This is a genomic window from Sphingomonas sp. Leaf33 (assembly GCF_001421785.1).
Taxonomy (GTDB): domain Bacteria; phylum Pseudomonadota; class Alphaproteobacteria; order Sphingomonadales; family Sphingomonadaceae; genus Sphingomonas.
On sequence record NZ_LMLB01000001.1, the window covers coordinates 788,516 to 812,703 of the forward strand.

General features: G+C 67.8%; 21 protein-coding genes. 11 read left to right on the forward strand and 10 right to left on the reverse strand.

Annotated elements, in window-relative coordinates:
* Positions 1-28: 28 nt before the first annotated feature.
* From ASE86_RS03990 to ASE86_RS04000, 3 genes are all read right to left on the reverse strand, one after another.
* Positions 29-739 carry a DsbA family protein gene (locus ASE86_RS03990; protein WP_235523981.1) on the reverse strand — a complete coding sequence of 237 codons (711 nt, stop codon included), beginning with the start codon at positions 737-739 and terminating at the stop codon, positions 29-31.
* The gene (locus ASE86_RS03995; protein WP_056422647.1) at positions 736-2,112 is read right to left on the reverse strand and encodes a M48 family metalloprotease; all 1,377 of its coding nucleotides are present in this window, start codon (positions 2,110-2,112) and stop codon (positions 736-738) included. Before ASE86_RS03995 ends, ASE86_RS03990 begins: the two co-directional genes overlap by 4 nt.
* Before the next feature lie 82 nt (positions 2,113-2,194).
* Positions 2,195-4,909, reverse strand: a complete 2,715-nt coding sequence (locus tag ASE86_RS04000; RefSeq protein ID WP_235523982.1) for an Rne/Rng family ribonuclease — start codon at positions 4,907-4,909, stop codon at positions 2,195-2,197.
* Between the two features lie 525 nt (positions 4,910-5,434).
* Between ASE86_RS04000 and ASE86_RS04005 the strand changes: the two genes are divergently transcribed.
* The 4 genes from ASE86_RS04005 (at position 5,435) to ASE86_RS04020 (ending at position 11,212) form a co-directional block, all read left to right on the forward strand.
* On the forward strand, positions 5,435-6,712 hold the full coding sequence (locus tag ASE86_RS04005) for an N-acetylmuramoyl-L-alanine amidase (protein WP_056422650.1): 1,278 nt from the start codon (positions 5,435-5,437) through the stop codon (positions 6,710-6,712).
* Between the two features lie 87 nt (positions 6,713-6,799).
* Positions 6,800-9,307, forward strand: a complete 2,508-nt coding sequence (locus tag ASE86_RS04010) for a penicillin-binding protein 1A (protein ID WP_056422653.1) — start codon at positions 6,800-6,802, stop codon at positions 9,305-9,307.
* A 58-nt stretch (positions 9,308-9,365) separates the two neighbouring features.
* Positions 9,366-10,493: a peptide chain release factor 2 gene (gene prfB, locus ASE86_RS04015; RefSeq protein ID WP_056422656.1), complete on the forward strand. Its 1,128-nt coding sequence runs from the start codon at positions 9,366-9,368 to the stop codon at positions 10,491-10,493.
* Positions 10,493-11,212, forward strand: coding sequence for a class I SAM-dependent methyltransferase (locus tag ASE86_RS04020; RefSeq protein ID WP_056422659.1), 720 nt, complete (start codon positions 10,493-10,495; stop codon positions 11,210-11,212). The genes prfB and ASE86_RS04020 overlap by 1 nt, the downstream gene beginning before the upstream one ends.
* Positions 11,213-11,245: 33 nt before the next feature.
* Here the strand turns inward: ASE86_RS04020 and ASE86_RS04025 are convergent, their stop codons facing one another.
* On the reverse strand, positions 11,246-11,629 hold the full coding sequence (locus ASE86_RS04025; protein WP_056422662.1) for a JAB domain-containing protein: 384 nt from the start codon (positions 11,627-11,629) through the stop codon (positions 11,246-11,248).
* A 122-nt stretch (positions 11,630-11,751) separates the two neighbouring features.
* On the opposite strand from ASE86_RS04025, the gene ASE86_RS04030 reads away from it, so the two are divergent.
* Positions 11,752-13,275 carry a fumarate hydratase gene (locus ASE86_RS04030; protein WP_056426570.1) on the forward strand — a complete coding sequence of 508 codons (1,524 nt, stop codon included), beginning with the start codon at positions 11,752-11,754 and terminating at the stop codon, positions 13,273-13,275.
* A 7-nt stretch (positions 13,276-13,282) separates the two neighbouring features.
* On the opposite strand, the gene ASE86_RS04035 is transcribed toward ASE86_RS04030, so the two are convergent.
* The 3 genes from ASE86_RS04035 to ASE86_RS04045 form a co-directional block, all read right to left on the reverse strand.
* Positions 13,283-13,774, reverse strand: a complete 492-nt coding sequence (locus ASE86_RS04035; RefSeq protein ID WP_056422665.1) for a hypothetical protein — start codon at positions 13,772-13,774, stop codon at positions 13,283-13,285.
* Positions 13,774-14,037 carry a helix-turn-helix transcriptional regulator gene (locus ASE86_RS04040; protein ID WP_056422668.1) on the reverse strand — a complete coding sequence of 88 codons (264 nt, stop codon included), beginning with the start codon at positions 14,035-14,037 and terminating at the stop codon, positions 13,774-13,776. Before ASE86_RS04040 ends, ASE86_RS04035 begins: the two co-directional genes overlap by 1 nt.
* A 129-nt stretch (positions 14,038-14,166) precedes the next feature.
* Complete coding sequence (locus tag ASE86_RS04045; RefSeq protein WP_056422671.1) at positions 14,167-14,772, reverse strand: hypothetical protein; 606 nt, start codon at positions 14,770-14,772, stop codon at positions 14,167-14,169.
* A gap of 271 nt (positions 14,773-15,043) precedes the next feature.
* On the opposite strand from ASE86_RS04045, the gene ASE86_RS04050 reads away from it, so the two are divergent.
* From ASE86_RS04050 to ASE86_RS04065, 4 genes are all read left to right on the forward strand, one after another.
* Positions 15,044-16,267 (forward strand): MBL fold metallo-hydrolase, encoded by a 1,224-nt coding sequence (locus ASE86_RS04050; RefSeq protein WP_056422676.1) that lies wholly within the window; start codon positions 15,044-15,046, stop codon positions 16,265-16,267.
* 40 nt (positions 16,268-16,307) lie between these two features.
* Positions 16,308-18,509 (forward strand): excinuclease ABC subunit UvrB, encoded by a 2,202-nt coding sequence (uvrB, locus tag ASE86_RS04055; protein WP_056422678.1) that lies wholly within the window; start codon positions 16,308-16,310, stop codon positions 18,507-18,509.
* A gap of 76 nt (positions 18,510-18,585) precedes the next feature.
* On the forward strand, positions 18,586-18,840 hold the full coding sequence (locus ASE86_RS04060; protein WP_056422681.1) for a type II toxin-antitoxin system HicA family toxin: 255 nt from the start codon (positions 18,586-18,588) through the stop codon (positions 18,838-18,840).
* The gene (locus tag ASE86_RS04065; RefSeq protein ID WP_056422683.1) at positions 18,840-19,067 is read left to right on the forward strand and encodes a type II toxin-antitoxin system HicB family antitoxin; all 228 of its coding nucleotides are present in this window, start codon (positions 18,840-18,842) and stop codon (positions 19,065-19,067) included. Before ASE86_RS04060 ends, ASE86_RS04065 begins: the two co-directional genes overlap by 1 nt.
* A gap of 3 nt (positions 19,068-19,070) precedes the next feature.
* Here the strand turns inward: ASE86_RS04065 and ASE86_RS04070 are convergent, their stop codons facing one another.
* Positions 19,071-19,445, reverse strand: a complete 375-nt coding sequence (locus ASE86_RS04070; protein ID WP_056422685.1) for a PRC-barrel domain-containing protein — start codon at positions 19,443-19,445, stop codon at positions 19,071-19,073.
* Positions 19,446-19,583: 138 nt separating this feature from the next.
* On the opposite strand from ASE86_RS04070, the gene ASE86_RS04075 reads away from it, so the two are divergent.
* Positions 19,584-20,108: a hypothetical protein gene (locus ASE86_RS04075; protein ID WP_056422688.1), complete on the forward strand. Its 525-nt coding sequence runs from the start codon at positions 19,584-19,586 to the stop codon at positions 20,106-20,108.
* A gap of 507 nt (positions 20,109-20,615) precedes the next feature.
* On the opposite strand, the gene ASE86_RS04080 is transcribed toward ASE86_RS04075, so the two are convergent.
* Both ASE86_RS04080 and thyA read right to left on the reverse strand, forming a co-directional pair.
* Positions 20,616-21,011 (reverse strand): hypothetical protein, encoded by a 396-nt coding sequence (locus ASE86_RS04080; RefSeq protein WP_056422691.1) that lies wholly within the window; start codon positions 21,009-21,011, stop codon positions 20,616-20,618.
* Positions 21,012-21,056: 45 nt separating this feature from the next.
* A complete protein-coding gene (gene thyA / locus ASE86_RS04085) occupies positions 21,057-21,986 on the reverse strand; it encodes a thymidylate synthase (RefSeq protein WP_056422693.1) in 930 nt (309 codons plus the stop codon).
* A gap of 141 nt (positions 21,987-22,127) precedes the next feature.
* Here thyA and ASE86_RS04090 point away from each other — a divergent pair, with 141 nt between their 5' ends.
* Positions 22,128-24,185, forward strand: a complete 2,058-nt coding sequence (locus ASE86_RS04090; RefSeq protein ID WP_056422695.1) for an EAL domain-containing protein — start codon at positions 22,128-22,130, stop codon at positions 24,183-24,185.
* Positions 24,186-24,188 lie beyond the last annotated feature (3 nt).

Consider the following 24,188-nt stretch of genomic DNA (forward strand, 5'->3'; position numbering starts at 1 on the left):
ATCCCGTGCCGGACAAGGACGGGTCGTGTCAGCCGCGGTCGCGCGCCGCCTTTACCGCCGTGACCAGCTGCTCCTGCGGGATCGCGCCCGACACGATGCGGTCGCCGATCACCCAGGCCGGGGTGCCTGTCATGCCGATCGCGCCGGCGGTGCGCAGGTTCCTGTCGAGTTCGGCCGCGGTCGTCGGCGATGCGACGACGGTCCGCGCGCGCGCCACGTCCAGCCCGGCCTTTGCCGCCGCGGCCATCACGGCGTCTTGCGTCGGGCGACCGGCGGCGAACAATGCGGTGTGGAACGGCAGGTATTTGCCCTGTTCGGCGGCGGCCACGGCCCACGCCGCGGCGGTGCGGCTGTCCGCACTCAGTATCGGCAGTTCGCGGTAGACGATCCGCACGCCCGGGTCGGACGCCAGAAGCTGTTCGATTTCGGGCAGGCTGGCGCGGCAGTAGCCGCAGGCATAGTCCATGTACGTCACGACCGTGACGTCGCCGTTCGGGTTGCCGCCGACCATGCCGGGGACGGGCGTGAAGATCGCGGCGCGGTTCGCGGCGACCAGCTTGCCCGTCTCACGCTCCTGCAACTTGGCCATCGCCTCGGGCAGGACCTCGGGATGGGCGAGCAGGTATGCGCGGACATCGCCGGGGGCGGGTTGCAGCTGTTGCAGGCCGAACGCGGCAGCCCCGCCCAGCACCCCGGCGAGCAGCAGGAGGGCGCCGAGCATCCACGGTCTTAGCGTCACCGGCGGCGATCCTTCTTTTCGTCTTCCCATGCGGTCTGCGAGACGAGGTAGATGTCCTGCGCGCGAATCCAGTCGCTGCTGCCCTTGGGCAGGCCGGTCATCGCCGCGCGTGACGAGACGAGTGCGGTGCGCGTGTCGCCGGTCAGGTTCGCGCGCTCGGCGGTCGCGAGCGCGGTGCGGGGCATGTCGCCCTTGCGTTCGTAGACGGTGCCGAGCTGCGTCCACGCCCAGGGGTTCTGCCCGTCGCGCTGGACGGCGGTCCGCAGCACTTTCTCCGCCTCGTCCAGGTCCTTCGGGTCGTCGGTCGAGACGAGCGCATGGCCGAAGGTGGTGGCGATCAGCGGGGCGTTGCGCGAGGCTTCGGTCGCTTCGCGCAACGGCGCGACGGCCCCCTTGGGGTTGCCCGCCTCCATGATGATCTGGCCCTGGAGTTCCAGGATATAGGGATCGTGCGGCAGCGCCTTGACCAGCGCGGCCGTCTCCACCGCGGCCTGATCGGGATAGCCCGACAGGTGGTAGGCATAGGCGCGGGCGTAATGCGCGGGCACCGACTGGTCGCTGGCCGGATATTTGACCAGCGTTTCCTTCGGGTCGTTGACGTAGCCGCGCAGTTTCGCCTGCACGCGCTTGAACCGCGCCTCGATACCCGCGTCGGATGGCGTGTTCCACGACGGCGTGCCGCGCGTCACCGCATCGAGTGCGGCCATGCGTTCGCCGGTCAGCGGGTGGGTGCGATCGTAGCTGCCTTCGCTCTGGCTGATGCCGTAGCGGAATTCCATGTTCTGGAGCTTCTTGAAAAAGCTGAGCATCCCCTTGCCGGTGATGCCGGCGGTGGAGAGGTAGCGCGCACCGGCGGCGTCCGCGCTCGATTCCTGGACGCGGGTGAAGGCCAGCAGCTTGCCCAGCGCCGCGCGCTGGCCCGCCGCCAGGATGCCCGCCCCGGCTTCGCCCGCGCCGGCCGCCATCGCCGCGACGCCCAGCACCAGGCTGAGGATGGAGATACCCATCGCGCCGTTGTAGCCGCGGTCCTGCAAGGGGATGTGGCCGTTGGCGATATGCCCGACCTCGTGCGCGATCACGCCCTGGACTTCGTTCGCGCTGGTCGCGGCATCGATCAGGCCGGAGTGGACGTAGACGATCTGCCCGCCCGCGACGAACGCGTTGATCGAGGGATCGTTGATGACGACGACCTGGACGTTCTTGGGGTTCAGGCCGGCGGCGGTCACGATGCCGCGCGACATGTCGGCGAACAGCGCCTCGGTCTCGGCATCGCGCAGGATCGATTGCGCAGCGGCGGGTTGCGCCGCCAGCACGGCGACGGCGGCCAGCGCGGCGACTCCGCGGCGAAGGAACTGGGTCAGGGGTGGCGCCATGGTGCGGGGTCGTGGCGATCCGGGGCTGAATGGGGCGTGAAGGCTATCGATCCTCCCCGCTCGCGGGGAGGATCGGTTTGGGTCAGGCGCCAAAAGTCCGCTGCCACCAGCCGCGGCGAGGGGTTTCGTCGAAGCCGTCGTCCGTACCTTCGGCCGGGCCGGCAGCGTCGTCCAGCGGGACGGCGGCGTCGGTTTCGACCGTCGGTGCGACCGTCACCGCCGGCAGGTCGGCGGCGTCGGCGGCAGGCGCGGCATCGGCCTTCTTGCGCGACGGACGGCGGCGCGGCTTGGGTGCTGCCTCGGCGTCGGCTTCGACCGGAGCCTCGGCAACTGGCGCCTCGACCGTCTCGGCCTCGCTTGCGGCAGGCGTCTTGCGGCGCGTGCGCTTCGGCTTGGCCGGTGCGTCCTCGGCGACCGGTGCCTCGACGGCGACAGGTGCCTCGACCGCGAGGGCCTCGCCGTCGATCGCGTCCGCCTTCTTGCGGCGCGAGCGGCGCGGCTTGGCCGGGGCGTCCTCGGCCACCGGTTCCGGTGCGGCGGCGACGATTGCCTCGGCCTCGGCTTCCGGCGACACGTCGTCGGCCGGCTGCTCGCCGACGAACTCGGCGGCCTCGGCACGATCACCGGCCTCGCGGCGACCGCCACGACGCCCGCGGCGACGGCGACGGCGGGGTTCGCCCTCGTCGGCAGCGGCCGTCTCGGCGATCGGCGCCTCGGCCGGCTCGGCGTCGGTGTCCTCGGTCACGTCGGCGTCGCTCTCGGTTGCGGCGTCAGCCTCGCCCTCGACCTCGCCGTCTTCGCGACCCTCGCCTTCGTCACGACCGCGACCGCGACGCCCGCGGCGACGGCGGCGGCGGCGATTGCGGCCTTCGCCGTCGTCGTCGCGGCCTTCGGGACGCTCGGCGCGCTCGCGGCGGGCCGGGCGCTCCTCGACTTCCTCGGTGTCCTCGGCCTCTTCGGCCTCCTCGACCTCGTCCTCGTCGTCCTCTTCCGGCAGGTCCTCGTCGAGATCCTGCATCGGTGCGTCGAAGCGCGGTGCGTGGGCGGGCGGCGGGCCGCTCGCCTCGACCGACATGCGCGCGCCCTCGACTTCGCCGTCCGACAGCACCTCGACCTGGACGCCGTAGCGGTCCTCGATCTCGGCCAGTTCGGCGCGCTTGTTGTTGAGCAGGTAGAAGGCGGCTTCCTGCGAAGCCCGCAGCGTGATGTTGGCGCCGCGGCCGCGCGCGGCCTCGTCCTCGATCAGGCGCAGCGCGCTGAGGCCCGCCGACGATGCGGTGCGGACCAGGCCCGTGCCTTCGCAATGCGGGCACTGGCGGGTGGAGGCTTCGAGCACGCCGGTGCGCAGACGCTGGCGGCTCATCTCCATCAGGCCGAACGACGAGATGCGGCCGACCTGGATGCGGGCGCGGTCGTCCTTCAACGCCTCCTTCATCGCCTTCTCGACCTTACGGACGTTTGATCCGTGGTCCATGTCGATGAAGTCGATGACGACCAGGCCCGCCATGTCGCGCAGGCGCAGCTGGCGCGCGATTTCCTGTGCGGCCTCTAGGTTCGTCGCGGTCGCGGTCTGCTCGATCGAATGCTCGCGGGTCGAACGCCCGGAGTTGATGTCGATGCTGACCAGCGCCTCGGTCGGGTTGATGACCAGATAGCCGCCAGACTTCAGCTGGACGACCGGATGGTACATCGCCGCCAGCTGGTCCTCGACATGCGCGCGCTGGAAGAGGGGCACGGGGTCGCTGTAATGCTTCACGCGGCGGGCGTGGCTCGGCATCAGGAGCTTCATGAACTCCTTGGCCTGGCGATAGCCGTCCTCGCCCTCGACGATGACCTCGTCGATGTCCTTGTTGTAGATGTCGCGGATCGCACGCTTCATCAGGTCGCTGTCGCCATAGACCAGCGCGGGGGCGGCCGACTTCAGCGTCTCCTCGCGGATGCCGTCCCACAGGCGTGCCAGATAGTCGAAGTCGCGCTTGATCTCGATCTTGGTGCGCTGGAGGCCGGCGGTGCGGACGATGCAGCCCATCGACGGCGGCAGCGCCAGGTCGGCCATGATCGACTTCAGCCGCTTGCGGTCGCCCGCATTGCTGATCTTGCGCGAAATGCCGCCGCCGTGCGCGGTGTTGGGCATCAGTACGCAGTAGCGGCCGGCGAGGCTCAGGTACGTGGTCAGCGCCGCGCCCTTGTTGCCGCGCTCTTCCTTCACGACCTGCACCAGCAGCACCTGGCGGCGGCGGATGACGTCCTGGATCTTGTAGCGGCGGCGCAGGTTCATGCGGCGCTCACGCAGCTGGTCGACCGCGCTGTCGTCGCCCCCGCGACCACGGCCGCGGCGACGGCGGCGCGACGACGATTCGCCGCCGTTCTCGCCTTCCGAGACTTCTTCCGAGTCGTCGTCGTGATCGGCGTCGTGATCCAAGTCGTCGTCGGCCTGCTCGACCTCGCCGCCCTCGTCACCGTGGAACTCGTCCTCGGCTTCGGCACGCAGCGCGGCTTCCTCGGCGGCGTGTTCCGCCTCCTCGCGCAGCAGCGCGTCGCGATCCTCCTTGGGGATCTGGTAGTAATCGGGGTGGATTTCGCTGAACGCCAGGAAGCCGTGGCGATTGCCGCCGTAATCGACGAACGCCGCCTGCAGCGACGGTTCGACGCGGGTTACCTTGGCGAGATAGATGTTGCCCTTGAGCTGCTTGCGCTCGGCACTCTCGAAATCAAATTCTTCGATTCGATTCCCTTTGACGACGGCCACGCGGGTTTCTTCCCGGTGGCGTGCGTCGATCAGCATACGCGTGGTCATTGTGAAGTCTCCGGGCGCGCGCTGCTCCGCAGCTGGGGCGCGGCGCGCGCATGTCTATGGTTCGCGGCCCGTGCGGTGCGCACCGGGCCGGGGTGAAGGCGAAAATACGAAGTGCGTCTGCTGACACCGCACACGCAGCGGAGACTTGGTCCGTTGCGACCGCAGCGCCCACGCGAACCGCCGGGGCGGTGCGGTGGAGGCGGAGCGGGGTATGCCTCATGGGTCAGCGTCAACCTGGTTGCGCGCACGCGACCGGACGGCCGCGGCGGTCTGTTCTAAGCGTCGGGACAGGCAAACGGGCGATCCCAAGTGGTTGGCCCACCTCCCGACTTGGCTTGCGTAGCACCCATGTGCCACCCCGGCAACCGTCGGTCGTTGCGCCGCCGCTACGGTGGTCGAACCGGCATGCGTTTGCCGCCTTGCCGGCAAAAAAATGCCGAACGGCAAATTTACCAGATCGCTCAACCCCGTTTTCGCGGACGCAGGCCTAGGCAGAGGGCACAGGGATCAAAGGGAATAACCCTCATGTCTTTTGGCTGGACCGCCGCCGGGGGCACGCGGCATAGGTCGTGTGTGCTTGCTTTCCTCGCCCTCGTCGCCGGGCTGTTCACCGGCGTGCCGAGCTGGGCGGGAACCGTGCGCGACATTCGTGTCGAGCGTGGCCGCATCATATTGACCTTCGACGAGCGCGTGGCGGAGGCGTCGAGCTTCGTCCTGAACGAGCCGCGGCGCATTGCGATCGACCTGAGCGGGGCGACGCCGGGCGGCAGCGCCAGCGTCGGCGGACCGATCGCCGGGGTGCGACAGGCGGCGCGCGACGGTGGCGCACGGATCGTGCTCGACCTCGATACACCCGCGATCGTCACCGACGGCCACTTCGGCGAGGACGGACGCACGCTGACGCTCCAGCTGAAATCGGTCGACGACGGTCGCTTCGCGCGGGCCTCGGCGGAGGGGCGCAGGACCTTCCTGCCCGACATGGCCTTCGCCACTCCGGCGCGCGCCAACGGCTACAGCGTCACCATGCGCGTGCCCACCGTGACAAAGGCGCTGCCGCTGCCGCGCGTCGTCGGACCGGCCGATCGCCCGCTGGTGGTGATCGACGCCGGTCACGGCGGGCATGATCCCGGTGCGATCTCGCCGGACGGGTCGCTTCAGGAAAAGGAGCTGACGCTGAAGGTCGCCCGGGCGATCCGCGACGACCTGGTGTCGTCGGGCCGCGCGCGCGTCGCGCTGACCCGTGACGACGACCGCTTCCTGGTGCTGCGCGAGCGCTACGAGATCGCGCGGCGGATGGGGGCGGCGCTGTTCATCTCGATCCACTGCGACAGCGCAGGGAATCCGGAAGCGACCGGTGCGACCGTCTATACCCTGTCCGAGATCGCGTCCGACAAGGAAGCGGCGCGCCTCGCCGCGCGCGAGAACAAGGCCGACGTGCTGGCCGGCGTCGACTTGGGCGACGCGGGGGCGGACATCTCGCAGATCCTGATCGACCTGACCCAGCGCGAGACGATGAACACCTCCGCCAGCTTCGCTCGCGTGCTCGGCCGCGAGGCTCGCCCGTTGATGCCGACCAAGGCGACATTCCACCGCATGGCGTCGCTGATGGTGCTGAAGGCGCCCGACGTGCCGTCGATCCTGTTCGAGACGGGCTATATCTCGAACCAGAACGACGCCGATTTCCTGGCGTCGCGCGAGGGGCGCGAGAAGGTGGCCGAGAGCGTGCGCCGCGCGGTCGAGGTGCATTTCGCGACGCGCCTGGCCGGACGTGGTGGCGTCGATATGGCATCGGCGGAGGAATAGGCGGCGGGCGGGGTGCTGCCGGGATCCGAACCTCTTTGTTTCTCGGTGCTTCCCTCCCGCCCCGCGGATCGATAGAACGCCCGCGCAATGCCCGATCCCCTTCCGACCGAGCCGCGCGCGGCGCGTGAACCCCGCGAGCCCGGCAGGATACGCCGGGCGTGGGCGCGGCGCTGGGTCCGCATCCTCACCTATCTGGCCGCGATCGGCCTGGCCGCCGTCGCCGGCCTGTGGGTCGCGGTGTCGCGCGACCTGCCGTCGGTCGAGAAGCTGCGGGCGTACGAACCGTCGCTGCCGACCAACGTGCGCGACCGCGACGGCCAGCCGCTCCAGAGCTACGCCCGCCTGCGCCGCGTCGAGCTGGATTATGACGAATATCCGCCGCTGCTGGTCCGCGCGTTCATGGCGGCCGAGGATCGCACCTTCTTCGAACATTCGGGGGTCGACTATCCCGGCATCGTCGCGGCGTTCATCACCAACCTGAAGAGCGACAAGCGCCCGATCGGCGCATCGACGATCACGCAGCAGGTCGCCAAGAACCTGCTGGTCGGCAACGAGGTCAGTTACGTCCGCAAGGCGCGCGAGGCGCTGCTGGCGTACAAGATCGAAGGCGCGCTGACCAAAGAGCAGATACTGGAGCTGTACCTGAACCAGATCGAGCTCGGCCGGAATGCCGCCGGCGTCGCCGCGGCGGCGCACGCCTATTTCGACAAGGAGCTCGACGAGCTCAGTCTCGCGCAACTCGCCTATCTGGCGATCCTGCCCAAGGGACCGTCCAACTATCAGCCCGAACGCCATTACGACCGCGCGATCGGCCGGCGGAACTGGGTGCTGGGCGAGATGCTGAAGAACGGCTTCATCACCGCCGCCCAGCATGCCGCCGCGGTCGCCCAGCCGCTGGGCACCGTGCCGCGGCAGAGCGTGCGCATCGACCATGACGGCGGGTATTTCGTGGAGGCAGTGCGCCGCGAGCTGCTCGAGCGTTACGGCGAGAAGAGCGATGCCGGCCCGTACAGTGTGTATGACGGCGGGCTGTGGGTGCGAACCTCGTTCGACCCGCGCCTCCAGGGCTTTGCGCAGGACGCGCTGCGCGCCGGGCTGCTCCGCTACGACGCCGGGCGCGGCTGGGCCGGACCGCTGGCGCATGAGGACGTGACGGCGGACGACTGGCGCGGCCGGCTGATCGCGGCGAACCTCGGCATCGACTACCTCGACTGGCGCATCGCCATCGTCGTGTCGAAGGGCAGCGGCAGCGCCGACATCGGCTTCACCGATGGCAAGACCGGCACGCTGTCGCGCGATACGGCACAGATGCCGATGCGCGGCGTCGGCGGAACCGCGTTCGCCGCGCTGAAGCCGGGCGACATCATCGCCGTCGCGCCGGTCGGCGCCGGCTGGGGCCTGCGCAGCGTGCCCAAGGTGTCGGGCGCATTCGTGGTCGAGGAACCGTCGTCGGGCCGCGTGTTCGCCATGCAGGGCGGGTTCGACAGCCGCCTGGGCAGCTTCAACCGTGCGACGCAGGCGATGCGCCAGCCGGGATCGACCATCAAGCCGATCGTCTATTCGGCAGCACTCGCCAGCGGCATGACCCCGGCGTCGATCATCGTCGACGGGTCGTTCTGCGTCTACCAGGGCGCGCGGCTGGGGCAGAAATGCTTCCGCAACTTCGGTAACATGCGCGCCGCCGGGCCTAAGACGATGCGCTGGGGCATCGAACAGTCGCGCAACCTGATGACGGTGCGCACCGCCGCGACCGTGGGGATGCCGCGCGTCGTCGATTACATCCAGCGCCTAGGCGTCTCGACCGGTAAACTGCCGCCGTACCTCTCCTATGCGCTGGGCGCCGGCGAGACGACGGTCACGCGGATGACGAATGCCTATGCCATGCTGGTCAACCACGGCCGGCAGATGAGTCCATCGCTGGTCGATTATGTCCAGAACCGCCGCGGCGGCGTGATCTGGCCGGAGAACTGGCGCCCGTGCGAAGGGTGCAACGCGCCCGACTGGGACGGCGGGGCCATGCCGCGCCCGCAGCGCCGCTGGCGCCAGGCGATCGACGCGATGACCGCGTATCAGATGGTCCACATCACCGAAGGCGTGGTCCAGCGCGGCACCGCGACCGTGCTGCGCGACCTGGGCCGTCCGATGATGGGCAAGACCGGCACGACGACCGGCCCGACCGACGTCTGGTTCGTCGGTGGCACGCCGCAGATGATCGGCGGGCTCTACATCGGCTACGATACGCCGCGGAACCTGGGGAGCGCGGTGCAGGGCGGGACGTTCGCCGCGCCGATCTTCAAGTCGTTCGCAGTGAAAGCCTATGAAGGCCTGCCGGTCGTGCCGTTCCGCGCGCCGCCGGGCATCCGCATGGTCCGCATCGACCGGATGAGCGGCCGCCCGGTCTACGGCACCTTCCCGACCTCCGACGATCCGAAGGCGGGCGTCATCTGGGAAGCGTTCAAGCCGCAGAGCGAAGGCCGTCGCGCGCGCCGCACGACCGCCGACGACCTGCCCAAGGCGCAGGCGACGACGACGGCGCGGCCGACCGAAAAGGCCCGCGACAGCGATTTCTTGCAGCGCGAGGGCGGTATCTACTAGGGCGTGTCCCGACAGCGGGGTTTTGCGCCCCGCCATGAATTTTCTGGAGTTTCCCGTTATGCGCGCCGAAGCGCAGGCTCACGTCGACACGATCAAGGATGCGCTGTCGCTGTTGCGCCGGTTCCTCAACTGGGACGTCGCGCTGCGCCGGCTCGACGAACTGAATGCGCGCGTCGAGGACCAGGCGTTGTGGAACGACCCCAAGGCCGCGCAGGACGTCATGCGCGAGCGCCGCCGGCTGGACGAGGCGATCACCGCGACGCGCGATATCGAAAGCGAGCTGAACGACACGGTCGAACTGATCGAGATGGCCGAGGCCGAGGGCGACGACGCCATGGCCAGCGAAGGCACCGAGGCGCTGGCGGCGCTGGCCAAGCGCGCCGAGGCCGATAAGGTCATGGCGCTGCTGGCCGGCGAGGCCGATGCCAACGACACCTACATCGAGATCAATTCGGGCGCAGGCGGCACCGAAAGCCAGGACTGGGCCGAAATGCTCCAGCGCATGTATACGCGCTGGGCCGAACGCCGCGGCATGAAGGTCGAGCTGGTCGACTATCACGCCGGCGAGCAGGCGGGCATCAAGTCGGCGACGCTGCTGGTGAAGGGCGAGAACGCCTACGGCTATGCCAAGACCGAAAGCGGCGTGCACCGCCTGGTCCGGATCAGCCCGTATGATTCCTCGGCGCGGCGCCACACCAGCTTCTCGTCCGTCTGGGTCTATCCGGTGATCGACGACAATATCGAGGTCGAGGTCAACGACGCCGATCTGCGCATCGACACCTACCGCGCGAGCGGCGCGGGCGGACAGCACATCAACACGACCGATTCGGCCGTTCGCATCACCCACTTGCCGACCGGCATCGTCGTGCAGTGCCAGAACCAGCGTTCGCAGCACAAGAACAAGGCGGAGGCCTTCAACCAGCTGCGCGCACGGCTGTACGAGCGCGAACTGGCCGAGCGCGAGGCGATCGCCAACGCCGAGAATGCGACCAAGACCGACATCGGCTGGGGCCACCAGATCCGCTCTTACGTGCTCCAGCCGTATCAGCTGGTGAAGGACCTGCGCACCGGCGTCACCTCCACCGCGCCGGGCGACGTGCTCGACGGCGGGCTCGACCCCTTCATGGCGGCGGCGCTGTCGCAGCGGGTGACGGGCGAAGCGGTCGAGGTGGAGGACGTCGATTGATGCGTGTCGCCACGGTGGTTCTGGGGCTGCTCCTCACCGCCTGTTCCGGCGCGCCGGTGACGCTTGCCAACAAGACCGACGAGCCCCGCTTCCCCGCGCCCGAGCGTCCGATCGCCCGCATCGTCAGCCCGCGCTGGTCGACGGAGGAAGCGCGCGACCGGCTGCGCGAGGCGGACAAGGTCATGGATCTGGCGCGCATCCAACCCGGCATGACCGTTGCCGACATCGGCGCGGGCGAGGGATACTACACCATCCGCCTGGCGAGCCGGGTAGGGGCGAAGGGCCGTGTGCTGGCCGAGGATATCGTGCCCCAGGTTCGCGATGCGCTGGCGCAGCGCGTGACGCGCGAGCGGCTCGACAACGTCAGCGTCCGGTTGGGCGAGGCGGACGATCCCGAACTGCCCGAGAACAGCTTCGACCGCGTGCTGATGGTCCACATGTACCACGAGATCGAGCAGCCGTACGAGTTCCTGTGGAACCTTCGCCCGTCGCTCAAGACGGACGGCGCGGTGGTGGTGGTCGATGCCGATCGCTCGACGCAGAACCACGGCACGCCGCCGGCGCTCCTGGAATGCGAATTCGCCGCGGTCGGCTACAAGCGGATCGAGTTGCGGTCGATGCCGTCGGCGGGCGGCTACATCGCGCTGTTTCGCCCCGAAGGCCCGCGTCCGGAACCGCAGGCGATCAAGCCCTGCCGGATCGCGGGCGGGGCGGGGTAGAACGCTGCTTCCGTTCGTAGCGAACGGCCTGGCTCACACCATCCCCATCGCCCGCAGGCTCGTCACGGCGCCTGCCGTCACGATCAGGTGATCGACCAGCCGCACATCGACCAGTCCCAGCGCGCGGGCGACGGTGCGGGCGTGGTCCAGGTCGTGCCGGCTGGGGGCCGGGTCGCCGCTCGGGTGGTTGTGCGCGACGATGACGCCGTACGCGCCGAAGGCCAGCGCGTCGATCGCCAGGGTGCGGGCCGGCACGGTCACGCGGTCGGCGTCACCGGGGATCATGCGCAGCGCCAGCACGCGCGCGTCGGCGGTCAGATAGGCGACGCCAGCCATTTCACCCGCCGCCCGCGCCAGCCCGGCGAACAGCGCCTGCGCCCGCGACAGGCGATCGATCGGGAGCGGCAGGGCGGCCATCGACCAGCCTGTTGGGCGCCGGGGCAGGACCGATCCACCGCAACCGCCGCGACTTCGGTGCCGAAACGGCGGCGATGCGTGCGGGCTTGGCGGCGGCGGGCGTCGGCAGTAACGGACGGGACATGACCGTGACGATCCGCACCGCCGACCTGATCGAGAGCGTCGCCGACGCGCTCCAGTTCATCAGCTACTACCACCCGATGGATTATATCCGCGCGCTGGGCGAAGCCTATACCGCCGAGCAATCGGCGGCGGCCAAGGACGCGATCGCGCAGATCCTGACCAACAGCCGCATGTGCGCGGAGGGGCATCGCCCGATCTGCCAGGACACCGGTATCGTCAACGTCTTCGTCGAATGGGGCATGGACTGCGTGCTCGACGATACCTCACGCAGCTTGCAGGAGGTCGTCGACGAAGGCGTCCGCCGCGCCTACCTCCACCCGGAGAACAAGCTGCGCGCGTCGGTGCTGGCCGATCCCGCCTTCACGCGGCGCAATACGAAGGACAACACGCCGTCTGTTCTCCACGTCACGATGGTGCCGGGCAGCAAGGTTTCGATCGACGTCGCGGCCAAGGGCGGGGGCAGCGAGAACAAGTCCAAGTTCAAGATGATGAACCCCAGCGATTCGATCGTCGACTGGGTGCTGGAAATGCTGCCGCAGATGGGCGCGGGCTGGTGCCCGCCCGGGATGCTCGGCATCGGCATCGGCGGCACGGCGGAGCACTGCGTGCTGCTCGCCAAGCAGGCGCTGATGGAGCCGATCGACATGGGGCCGCTGAAGGCGCGGGGGCCCCAGAACGATATCGAGGCGCTGCGCATCGAAATCTTCGACAAGGTCAATGCGCTGGGCATCGGCGCGCAGGGACTGGGTGGCCTGTCGACCATACTCGACGTGAAAATCCTGGACGCGCCGTGCCACGCGGCGGGCAAGCCGGTCGCGATGATCCCGAATTGTGCCGCGACCCGCCACGCGCATTTCACGCTCGACGGGTCGGGGCCATCGTTTCTGGAGGCGCCGAAGCTGGAGGCGTGGCCCGACGTCAACTGGACGCCGGACAAGGCCGCCAAGCGCGTCGATCTCGACACGCTGACGCCCGAGGAAGTGCAGGGCTGGAAGCACGGCGACCGCCTGCTCCTGAACGGCAGGATGCTCACGGGCCGCGACGCCGCGCACAAGCGGATCGCGGACATGCTGGCGAAGGGCGAGGAGCTGCCGGTCAGCTTCAGGGGCCGCGTGATCTACTATGTCGGGCCGGTCGATCCGGTCGGCGAAGAGGTCGTCGGTCCGGCGGGCCCCACCACGGCGACGCGCATGGACAAGTTCATGCGCATGATGCTCGACCAGGGCCTGCTCGCTTGTGTCGGTAAGGCCGAACGCGGCCCCGCCGCGACGCAGGCGATCGCCGAGCACAAGTCCGCCTATCTGATGGCCGTAGGCGGCGCGGCGTATCTGGTCGCCCGTGCGATAAAGGGCAGCAGGGTCGTCGGGTTCGAGGACCTGGGCATGGAAGCGATCTACGAATTCGAGGTCGCCGACTTCCCCGTCACGGTCGCGGTCGACAGCGACGGGGCGAATGTCCACCAGCTCGCCCCGCTGGTGTGGCGGGACAGGATCGCGAAGGAAGGGTTGCTGCAGCCGGCCTGAGGACGGCTTACAGCAACTCGTCTTCGGGGTCCGGCATCGGAACCATGAACTCGGCATAGGTTGTCGGCAGCGCAAGCATCGCAAACAGCAGAGCAAAGCCGATCGACAGCCACTGGCGCGTCGAACTCGGCAGCGGCCAGCCGTGATATTCGCCGATGGCAAGCCACAGGAACAGGCAGCCCAGTAGCACGAAGACGGTGAGATAGGCCCGACGCATCGCCGCGGCGATCGCAGCGCGCTCGAACTCGTCGTACTGCGCCATGCCGCGTTCGGTGAAGCTTGTGTCCCGCATGAACGGCGATCGCATCGTTCCGACAAGCAGCGGCACCATGAAGGGGAGAGTGTTCGGCAAGGTACCGGACGCGCCGGATGAGAGCATCTCCGCGATCGGCAGCACGGCAAGGACTGCCAAGCTACCGGCCAGGAGCCAGCGCGTGGAGGCGCGCCGTGGTCGATTTTTCATCTCCTCCGCAGTCCATTTGCGAAAGTCGAGCGACATCACAGATCTCCGGCACGACGCAGCGCGTCGCTGAGCGAGGGAAATGGGGTGAAGGAAAAAACGGCCTCGACCGGCACATCGAACCAGGCAGCGATCCGCAGGCCGAGTTCCAGGCTCGGGGCGTAGTCGCCGCGTTCGAGATAGCCGATCGTCTGCGGATTGACGCCGACCGCCTCGGCAAGATCGCGGCGGGATATGCCACGTTCGGTCCGGAACACCGCGATGCGATTGTAGATCGCGATCTTGTCCGATGATGATGACATATTGTTTATAGACAACAATTCGTCATGTTGGTCAACAAAGACAGGCGGGCCGCCCTTTCGGACGACCCGCCTGCCGTTACGCAAGATTACCGGGCCCGGCTTACGTCACCGGGCCGAAGCGTCATCCGCTTAGAAGTGGGTGACCACACCCAGCGTCGGACGGAAGCTGTGGGCATTGCCGAACGTCGACACTTCGCCGCGCAGGCGGAAGCCCGAATTGCCGGTGATGCCGCCCAGGCCGATGCTCTTCGGACCGACCTCGAAGCCGATGCCGTAGGTCACGTCATCATAGTCGCGGTTGGTCGGGACGCGCTTGGCGAAGTTCACCCACTGATAGCCGACCTTGCCGTAGATCAGCCCCGAGTCACCGGCACGCAGGCCGAAACGGCCGGCGGCACCATACTGCCAGTCGATGTCGCCCGACACGCCCTTGGCGACGTTACCTTCGGCGCCGACGAATACCGGGCCCAGCGGGATATTCACGCCGACCAGACCTTCGACCAGGCTGCCGTTCAGCTTGTCGCGACGGTTGACCGGCGGGATGCCTGCGCGGTTGCCTTCGCTGTCGAACTGCTCCCAGCCGCCACGGATGCCGAAATACGGCTCGATGCCGAACGCGCGGGTGCCGTCCGGCGCCGCGACGGTTTCGGTCGGGGCGGTGCTCGCGTCCTGCGCGAACGCGGGCGCAGCAACAGTCATGGCCGCAAGCGCGGCAGCGGTCAGGATCTTACGCATAGAAAACCTTCTTCGTTACAGTGTCGGACTTTGGGCTCATCGATTGTGGCGAGCCCCGTCCGTCTAGGGACATGCTGAATGCCGATCCCTCGGCTTTGTTGCGCTGCGATGCGAAATAAACGGCGGAAAACCGACCTTGTTGCATTTCCGCCACGGTTTCTTGCTGCATCATGAACGAAATGCGGCGATGCGGTGGCATCGATCTGTCACAGCAATGTCGATCAAGCTCTGTCGCTCTGGAACCCGGCATCGACCCCGGCGATAAGCACATATGACTCGTATCCTTCGCCTGTCCGGCGCGATCCTGCTCTGGTTTTTGATCGCCGGGTTGCTGGCGGTTGTGATCGTGCCCCGCTTCCTCGACCGGCGGTATTACGACGGCCCGGCAACCGGCCATTTCGATGGCGAGCGGTTCTTCAATCCGGACGGCGAAGATACGATCCGCCTGCCCTCGGGCGGCGGCCGCGGCGGGTTCTTGTGGAACCAGGCGACCGGCAGCCGCGGGCGACCGGCCTGGCCGGCGCAGGTCGCGGTAACGCCGACGCGACCGGCGCCGCGGGTCGAGAGCGATGCGATGGTCGCGACCTGGGTCGGTCATGCGACCGTCCTGATCCAGACCGCGGGCCTCAATATCCTGACCGATCCGGTATGGAGCGAGCGCGCCGGGCCGTTCGGCTTCGGCCCGAAACGGGTGGCGCCGCCGGGCATCGCGCTGGTCGACCTGCCGCGGATCGACGTGATCGTCGTCAGCCACAATCACTACGATCACATGGATCTTGCGACGCTGAAGCGGCTGTGGGGCCGTGATCGCCCACTGATCGTCACCGCGCCCGGCAACGATGCGATCCTGCGGGACAACGGCATTGCCACGAACGCGGGCGGAAAGCCGGACTGGGGACAGTCGGTTGCCATCGACGACCGCGCCTGCCTGAACCGACCACAGGTGTCGACAGGTTGCCCCGAGCGGGGCCGCGTATACCTGACCCGCAACCATCATTGGTCCAGTCGCTGGTTCACGGATCGCGATCGCGCGCTGTGGTCGAGCTTCGTCATCACGCTGCCGGGCGGCAACATCTTCTTTGCCGGCGACACGGGCTTCGGCGACGGACGCTGGCCGGGCGAAGCCGCGGCGCTCGGCCCCATCCGGCTGGCGATCCTCCCGATCGGTGCGTTCCGCTTCACCCCGGGCCAGATGGGAACGGGCAGCCACATCGGCCCGCTCGACGCGGTCGAGGTCTATCGCCGGCTGGGCGCGCAGACCGCGATCCCGATCCACTGGGGCACGTTCCGCCTGAGCTACGAGGCGTACGACACGCCACCCAGACTGCTGGCGGCGGCGATGCGCTGTACCGGGCAACGCGGCTTCGCGCCGGTCGCGATCGGGGTGCCGTTTGCCGTTCCGCCACTGGGCAACGGGCAAGCGTCCGCGCCGCCGATGGAGCGGAACGCGCTGCTCCGCTGCCTCGACACGCCCGCGGTACGCTCGCTGCGCTGACCCACTGGAACGAAACCGCAACAGGGCCCATATACCGGCCATGGCAATCCAGATCCGCAAGAGCCTCGCCGAGCCGGAAACCGACCAGAGCTTCGTGCCGCATCGCCCGGCACGTCCACCCAAGGCGGAAGGGGGGCGACGGTTCGAAATCGTCAGCGAATACCAGCCGTCCGGCGACCAGCCGACGGCGATCCAGGAACTGGTGACGCAGGTCGAAGCCGGCGAGCGTGACCAGGTGCTGCTGGGCGTCACCGGATCGGGCAAGACCTTTACGATGGCGCAGGTGATCGAGCGCGTGCAGCGCCCCGCGCTGATTCTCGCGCCGAACAAGATCCTGGCGGCGCAGCTCTATGGCGAGATGAAATCGTTCTTCCCGAACAACGCGGTCGAATATTTCGTCAGCTACTACGATTATTACCAGCCCGAGGCCTATGTGCCGCGGTCGGATACCTATATCGAAAAGGAAAGCTCGACCAACGAGGCAATCGACCGGATGCGCCATTCGGCGACGCGGTCGCTGCTGGAGCGCGACGACGTTATCATCGTCGCGTCGGTCAGCTGCCTCTATGGTATCGGCTCGGTCGAAACCTATTCGGCGATGATCTTCGACCTTAAGAAGGGCCAGTCGGTCGACCAGCGCGAGATCGTCCGCAAGCTGGTCGCGCTGCAGTACAAGCGCAACGACGCCGCCTTCCAGCGCGGCAATTTTCGCGTGCGCGGCGACAATCTCGAGATATTTCCTTCGCACTATGAGGACAGCGCGTGGCGCGTGTCGTTCTTCGGCGACGACATCGAGGAGATCGTGGAATTCGATCCGCTGACCGGCAAGAAGGTCGCCAGCCTGGATTACGTCCGCGTCTATGCCAACAGCCACTATGTGACGCCCGGGCCGACGCTGAAACAGGCGACCGAAGCGATCAAGTTCGAGCTGGCAGACCGGCTGCAGGAACTGGTGACGGAAGGGAAACTGCTGGAGGCACAGCGGCTGGAGCAGCGTACGAATTTCGACCTAGAGATGATCGCGGCGACGGGCAGTTGCGCAGGAATCGAGAACTACAGCCGCTTCCTGACCGGGCGGATGCCGGGCGAGCCGCCGCCCACCTTGTTCGAATATCTGCCCGAGAACGCGCTGCTGTTCGTCGACGAAAGCCACCAGACGATCGGCCAAATCAACGGCATGTCGCGCGGCGACCACCGTCGTAAGATCACGCTGGCGGAATATGGCTTCCGGCTTCCCTCGGCGATCGACAACCGCCCTTTGCGGTTCAACGAGTGGGACGCGATGCGCCCGCAGACGACCTATGTCTCGGCGACGCCGGGCGAATGGGAGATGGAGCAGACCGGCGGCGTCTTCGCCGAACAGGTCATCCGCCCGACGGGGCTGATCGACCCGCCGGTCGAAATCCGGCCGGTCGAGGAGCAGGTTCAGGACCTGATCCAGGAGTGCAAGAAGACCACCGACATGGGCTACCGCACCCTCGTCACCACGCTGACCAAGCGGATGGCCGAGGACCTGACCGAATACATGCACGAGGCGGGTCTGAAGGTCCGCTACATGCACTCCGACGTCGAGACGCTGGAGCGGATCGAGCTGATCCGTGACCTCAGGCTGGGGGTGTACGACGTGCTGATCGGCATCAACCTGCTGCGCGAGGGGCTCGACATCCCCGAATGCGGACTGGTCGCGATCCTGGATGCGGACAAGGAAGGCTTCCTGCGTTCCGAAACCTCGCTGATCCAGACCATCGGCCGCGCCGCGCGTAACGTGGAGGGGCGGGTGATCCTCTATGCCGACCGCATGACCGGCAGCATGGAACGCGCGATCAACGAAACGAACCGCCGCCGCGAGAAGCAGCAGGCGTACAACGCCGAACACGGCATCACGCCCACGACGATCAAGCGAAACATCGGCGACATCATCGCCCATGTCGCATCGAAGGATCAGGTGACGGTCGAGATCGACGAGGACCGCCCGCACATGGTCGGCCACAACCTGCGCGCGTACATCGAGGAGCTCGAAAAGAAGATGCGCGATGCCGCGGCGAACCTGGAATTCGAGGAGGCCGGACGCCTGCGCGACGAAATCCGCAGTCTGGAGCAGGAGGAACTCGGCCTGCCGGTCGAGGAACACCGCGCGCCGGTGATGGGCCGCTCGAACGAAGGCAAGCCCGGCACGCGCAAGACGCGCTATGGCAAGCAGCAGAAGACGCGGATGGCGGGGGGCTCGCGGCGGGCGCGGTGACGCCCCGGAAGGCGTTCCGGGGCGAACAGCGTCTGTTATCACTTCAATATTCTCGTACTGATATGGAGGCAGTACGATGACCAAGATCGGCAAACTTTATGCGTCGGTTCTGACCAACCCGGGCGGCACGCTCAACTTTCGCGACTTCGAGCGATTGGTTCTCGCTGCTGGCTTCGTGCTGATGCGCATCCGTGGTAGTCACAGGGCCTATCGTCACGCAGCCGCCGACAGACTTTTGGTGATCCAGCCGCGCGGCAAGGAGGCCAAGCCCTATCAGGTGCGGGAATTTCTCGATATGATCGAAGAATATCAGCTGACGGTGGAAGATTGATGGACCATCGCTACCATATCAACGTGTTCTGGTCGGCCGAAGATTCTTGCTGGATTGCAGACGTGCCCGATCTTCGTCCGTGCTCCGCGCATGGGAGGACCCCGATCGAGGCAATGGAGGAAGCTCAGGTTGCGATCGACTTGTGGCTGGAGGTCGCGCAGGAAACGGGGCTACCGATCCCGGAGCCCCGCTACCGTCCTGCAATCTACGCCGTTCGCGCCGCCTGACGCTCAACCCTCGCGCAGGTCCTCGGTCCTCGTGCCGTAATAGCCCGCGACTCGGTCGGCGTAGGCCTGGTCGAACGTCGGCGCGGTGTTCGCCCAGCTCGGGCCGCCTTCCAGCAGGCGCTTGTCGACGGTGATCGTGTAGAGGTCGTGCGCGATGTCGTAGGTCAGCAGTTCGAACGGCACGGCGTAGAAGCTCTTACCCATCCCCAGGAAGCCACCCAGGCTCAGCACGGCGTGCGTGGTGCGGCCGGTGCCCTTGTGGACCATCAGCGCGTGGACCGTGCCGACGCTGTTGCCGTCGCGGCTCTGGACCTTCAGCGTGTTGGCGACGCTTGCCTGGACCAGCAGGATCGTGCCGGCGTCGATTTCGGTGGTCATCTCTTTCAATCCTGATTCAGGTTGGGTGTGTCGTCTTGGGGGAACCGGCGGGGCGGGGCTCGGTTCCCCCGCGGCGCATACCGTCCCGACCGATCGGTGGTTGAGGCGGGCGGTGCACTCGTCCATGACGGAGCCGTGATGCGTCCTTTCCTCCTCGCCGGCCTGGCCGGATCGATCGCCCTGTCCGCCTGCGTGCCCACGGCTGAGGCGCCGCCGCCCGCGCCTGCGCGGCCGATTCCCCGGCCGGTCCGGATGCCGGTGGCCACGATCCCTGCACCGCCGCCGTCGTCGGACTGGCGCGACTGGGCGCTGACGCCGGGGACGTGGCGCTATGCGGCCGATCCGCGCGGCAGCCGGGCGACGTTCGGACAGGGCGGGGTGCCGGTCCTGACGCTGACGTGCGATCGCGCCGGCACTGTCGTGCGGATGGTGCGCGGCGGAACCGCGACGACGACGCTGACCGTGCGGACCAGCACGACCGCGCGCAGCCTGGCCGCGCAGACGGTAGCGGGCGGGGTGGAGGCGGTGCTGCCCGCTGGCGATCGCCTGCTAGATGCGATGGGGTTCAGTCGCGGCCGCTTCGTGGTCGAGGGTGGACCCACGCCGCTGGTCGTGCCGGCCTGGGCCGAAGTGCTGCGCGTCGTCGAGGACTGCCGCGGCTGAGTGCCGGCGCTTGCGACGAACCGAGGAGTCTTACGGCATGTGCACGCAAAACAAGTCTTGAAAGCACGGGCAGGACGATTCACATTCGCTGGGTGCCGAGCAACCGGCACGATCGTGTTCAACAAGCGAAAGGAGGTGATCCGATGTCTCATGGTTCAGCAGTGGGTTCGGTTCAGTTCGTTCGGGAGACGCGCGTCTGACCTGACGCGCGGACCAGGCGGCGACGCCGGTCCGTGAGGGTGCGCGGGGGGTATCCTCCCCCAATCAACGCCGCCCGCGTCAGGTTGCAGAGGCTCGCATGGTTTCCCGGGCTGGAGCTCTCCGGCCGCTGACCATGTCGGAGGTCGTCGGGGTCGTCGTGAGACGCCCCGGCGGCCTCTTTCTTTTTAAGCGGGCGGCCGGCGATTTGCCGAGGCAAATCGCGGACTCGCCACGGCGGGCAGCGGGGTCGCGAAGCGATCCCGTCTGACGGAGTGGCGGAATAAAATCTTCTTGAAACGGTGGCCCTCAACCAGCGTCGGGAGGCTCCGGCGCCAGTACCCAGGCCAGCGCCTCCTCCCGAGTCGCGAAAAACCGCACCTCCGGCCGCTCGGCCAGCAGCCGCCGGGCCTGGATGCGCGACAGCATCGTCCCCGTCACCATGCCGATCCGGCGAGACCGGACGACGGGCGCGCGCATCATCGCCTCCATCGCCTCGGCGACCTCCTGCGACTGGGTGCCTGCGCGCGTATAGTCGCACACCGACACCGGCGCGCGACCGGTTTCGTCAAGGATGCGTTTGGCGGCAGCTGCGATGGCCCGACCGAAGGCGTGAACGTCGGCAAGGGTCCAGAACCCGATGATCGCGGATTCGAACAGGCCCGTGTCGGGATGTACGTCGACCGTGAAGCGTGCGCTGTCCATCGCGGAGGCTTAGCCGTAAAGGCGTTTACGCCGCGTTGCCGCCAGTCACACCGCGACCGGCGCGGCGATATGGGCGTGCGGATCGTAACCGGTGACCGCGAAGTCGCCGATTGCATAGTCGAAGATGCTGTCGGGCCGCCGCGCGATCGTGAGGCGCGGTTCGCCGCGGGGCTCGCGCGCCAGTTGTTCGGCGACCAGATGCGCGTGGTTGAGATAGACGTGCGCGTCGCCGCAGCTCCACACCAGCTCGCCCGGCTCCAGGTCGCATTGCTGCGCCAGCATCCGGACGAGCAGCGCTGCGGAAAAGGCGTTGAAGGCGAAACCCAGGCCCAGGTCGCATGATCGCTGCCACAGCATCCCCGACAGTTTGCCGCCGGAGACGTGATACTGGTACGTCATGTGGCATGGCGGCAGCGCCATCGCGTCGAGTTCGGCGACGTTCCAGCCGGTAAAGATATGCCGGCGCGACGTGGGATTGGTGCGCAGCGACGTGACGAGCGCGGCGATCTGGTCGATCCCGCGCTCCGCCTTGCGATACAGGCCGTCGCCGACCGGTTCGTACACCGGCCAGTCGACCCATTGCTTGCCGTAGACCGGGCCCAGTTCGCCCCAGCGTGCGGCAAACGCGTCGTCGGCCAGGATGCGGGCCTCGAACGCGTCCCGGTCCAGCGTCTCGCCGCTTGCGCGGTTGTAGGCGTCGAGCGGCCAGTCGGTCCAGATGTGGACGCCCTGTTCGACCAGGCCGCGGATGTTGGTGCTGCCCGAGAGGAACCACAGCATCTCGCGCGCCGCGGTCTTCCACGCGACGCGCTTCGTCGTCAGCAGCGGCACGCGATCGTCGGACAGGTCGAAGCGCATCGTCGGGCCGAACAGCGACCGCGTGCCGACGCCGGTCCGGTCGCGCCGCTCGTCGCCGCGCTCCCACACGTCGCGCAGGAGGTCGAGATACTGCTGCTCGTAATGCGTCGCGGTCATGCACCCGGTTCTTAGGGAGCGATCCGGCCGGCGACAACGGTCGAGCGGGCACTACGGAAATTACGTAAAACCGCGATCACGCGTGAGTGCCCGGGAGGAAATTCTTAAGTCTCGCTGCGGTAGTTCGTGGCGGTGTCGAGCATGATCCGTTCCCTGCGCAGTCTTGGCCATGCCCGGTCGTCGGTCACCGACGCCGACCGCGTCGCGGCGGAAGCGCTGGCACGCGGCCAGCGCGCGCTGCTGATGGTGCAGGAATTCGAGGAACAGGGATCAGGCTGGTTTTGGCAGACCGACCGCGACGGATCGATCGTCTATCTGTCGAACAAGGTCGCAGGGCAGGTGAACGCCGCCGATGGCGGAATCGGCGCCACGCTGACCGACCTGTTCCGCATCGACAGCGACACGCCGGAGACCGAACGGACGCTCGGGTTCCACCTGTCGTCGCGCACGTCCTTTGCCGAGTACTCGGTCTGCGCGGTCGCTGGCGATCCCGATCGCTGGTGGTCGATTTCCGGCCGCCCGATCGTCGATGCCAACGGCAATTTCCAGGGCTTTGTCGGCTGGGGCAGCGACCTGACCGCCAAGCGCCGGTCGGAAGCGGAGATCACGCGACTCGCCCTGTTCGACGGCCTGACGGGGCTCGCCAATCGCCAGCGGATGCTGCTGTCGCTGGAACAGACGCTGGCACAGGTCGCGGCGAGCTATCGCACCGCGGCGCTGCTGTTGCTCGATCTCGACCGGTTCAAGGCGGTCAACGATACGCTGGGTCACCAGACCGGCGACGCGCTGCTGAAACAGGTCGCCCAACGCCTGACCCGCGCGGTCGGCGATGCGGGGCTGGTCGGCCGGCTGGGCGGCGACGAATTCAAGGTGGTGGTGCCGAGCGATGCCGATCGCGACCGGCTGGCGACGCTGGCCGACACGATCATCACTGCGCTGTCGCAACCCTATTTCATTGGCGGATCGTCGATCTCGATCGGCTGTTCGATCGGCATCGCGGTCGCCCCCGACGACGGGCGCGATGCCGACGCGCTCGTCCGCAATGCCGACCTGGCGCTGTATTCGGCCAAGGGCGACGGCCGCGGCGTCCACCGCTTCTTCCGGGAAGAGATGCTGGAGGAGGCGCGCAGCCGCAAGCAACTGGAAGACGACCTGCGCCAGGCGCTGGTCGGCGACCAGCTGCACCTGGTCTACCAGCCGATCGTCTCCGTCGTCGACGAACGCGTGGTCGGGTACGAGACGCTGCTGCGCTGGGATCACCCCGTCCGGGGGCCCATCAGCCCGGCCGAATTCGTGCCCATCGCCGAGGAATGCGGGATGATCGAGTCGATCGGCACCTGGGTGCTGCGTCGCGCGTGCGCCGATGCCGCGGCCTGGCCGGACGGGATCCGCGTCGCGGTGAACATCTCGCCCATCCAGTTCGCCAACCCGGCGCTGCCCGCCATCATCGCCAACACCCTTGCGGCCAGCGGTGTCGTGGCTGCACGGCTGGAGCTGGAGATCACCGAAAGCGTCTTCGTCAACGACGGTGCATCGACTGAAGCGATGTTCGCCAGCCTGAAGCGGCTGGGCGTGCGGCTGGCGCTCGACGATTTCGGTACCGGCTATTCCTCGCTCGGCTATCTGCGTCACGCACCGTTCGACAAGATCAAGATCGACCGCAGCTTCGTCTGCGGCGTCGCCGATGCGAGCAATCGCAACGCCGCCATCGTCCGCGCCATCGTGACGCTGGCCGATACGCTGGGCATGGAGACGACCGCGGAAGGCGTCGAGACGCAGGACGAGATCGTGCAGATCCGTGCGCTCGGCTGCACCCAGATCCAGGGATGGGTGTACGGCAAGGCCGTGCCGCATACGGAGGTTCTGGCCCGGGCCGTCGCGGGCAGCGCCGTCGTGGCGCCGGTCGGCCATCTGGTCAGCCGGGCACCGCGCACGAAGGTCCTGCGCTGGGCGACGCTCGACGTCGGCGGCGAAACCGGCGATGTGCGCATCCGCAACCTGTCGTCGGGCGGCGCGCTGATCGACGGCATCGAATTTCCCGCCGACAGCAGCGGCGTGCGCGTTCGCATCGACCTGGGCGACGGCCGGCTGGTCGGCGCATCGGTGCGCTGGGCGGCGGGCGACCGCGCCGGCATCGCCTTCGACCGCGCGATCGCGCCCGACGCGCCCGCACCGCGCGCCGCCCGCCAGCGGAGCTGAACC

What these genes read in the sequence shown, in the direction of transcription:
- ASE86_RS03995 (WP_056422647.1), bottom strand. Translation starts at nt 2,112, where the DNA reads ATGGCGCCACCCCTGACCCAGTTCCTTCGCCGCGGAGTCGCCGCGCTG.
- ASE86_RS04000 (WP_235523982.1), bottom strand. Translation starts at nt 4,909, where the DNA reads ATGACCACGCGTATGCTGATCGACGCACGCCACCGGGAAGAAACCCGC.
- ASE86_RS04005 (WP_056422650.1), top strand. Translation starts at nt 5,435, where the DNA reads ATGTCTTTTGGCTGGACCGCCGCCGGGGGCACGCGGCATAGGTCGTGT.
- ASE86_RS04010 (WP_056422653.1), top strand. Translation starts at nt 6,800, where the DNA reads ATGCCCGATCCCCTTCCGACCGAGCCGCGCGCGGCGCGTGAACCCCGC.
- prfB (WP_056422656.1), top strand. Translation starts at nt 9,366, where the DNA reads ATGCGCGCCGAAGCGCAGGCTCACGTCGACACGATCAAGGATGCGCTG.
- ASE86_RS04020 (WP_056422659.1), top strand. Translation starts at nt 10,493, where the DNA reads ATGCGTGTCGCCACGGTGGTTCTGGGGCTGCTCCTCACCGCCTGTTCC.
- ASE86_RS04025 (WP_056422662.1), bottom strand. Translation starts at nt 11,629, where the DNA reads ATGGCCGCCCTGCCGCTCCCGATCGATCGCCTGTCGCGGGCGCAGGCG.
- ASE86_RS04030 (WP_056426570.1), top strand. Translation starts at nt 11,752, where the DNA reads ATGACCGTGACGATCCGCACCGCCGACCTGATCGAGAGCGTCGCCGAC.
- ASE86_RS04035 (WP_056422665.1), bottom strand. Translation starts at nt 13,774, where the DNA reads ATGTCGCTCGACTTTCGCAAATGGACTGCGGAGGAGATGAAAAATCGA.
- ASE86_RS04040 (WP_056422668.1), bottom strand. Translation starts at nt 14,037, where the DNA reads ATGTCATCATCATCGGACAAGATCGCGATCTACAATCGCATCGCGGTG.
- ASE86_RS04045 (WP_056422671.1), bottom strand. Translation starts at nt 14,772, where the DNA reads ATGCGTAAGATCCTGACCGCTGCCGCGCTTGCGGCCATGACTGTTGCT.
- ASE86_RS04050 (WP_056422676.1), top strand. Translation starts at nt 15,044, where the DNA reads ATGACTCGTATCCTTCGCCTGTCCGGCGCGATCCTGCTCTGGTTTTTG.
- uvrB (WP_056422678.1), top strand. Translation starts at nt 16,308, where the DNA reads ATGGCAATCCAGATCCGCAAGAGCCTCGCCGAGCCGGAAACCGACCAG.
- ASE86_RS04060 (WP_056422681.1), top strand. Translation starts at nt 18,586, where the DNA reads ATGACCAAGATCGGCAAACTTTATGCGTCGGTTCTGACCAACCCGGGC.
- ASE86_RS04065 (WP_056422683.1), top strand. Translation starts at nt 18,840, where the DNA reads ATGGACCATCGCTACCATATCAACGTGTTCTGGTCGGCCGAAGATTCT.
- ASE86_RS04070 (WP_056422685.1), bottom strand. Translation starts at nt 19,445, where the DNA reads ATGACCACCGAAATCGACGCCGGCACGATCCTGCTGGTCCAGGCAAGC.
- ASE86_RS04075 (WP_056422688.1), top strand. Translation starts at nt 19,584, where the DNA reads ATGCGTCCTTTCCTCCTCGCCGGCCTGGCCGGATCGATCGCCCTGTCC.
- ASE86_RS04080 (WP_056422691.1), bottom strand. Translation starts at nt 21,011, where the DNA reads ATGGACAGCGCACGCTTCACGGTCGACGTACATCCCGACACGGGCCTG.
- thyA (WP_056422693.1), bottom strand. Translation starts at nt 21,986, where the DNA reads ATGACCGCGACGCATTACGAGCAGCAGTATCTCGACCTCCTGCGCGAC.
- ASE86_RS04090 (WP_056422695.1), top strand. Translation starts at nt 22,128, where the DNA reads ATGATCCGTTCCCTGCGCAGTCTTGGCCATGCCCGGTCGTCGGTCACC.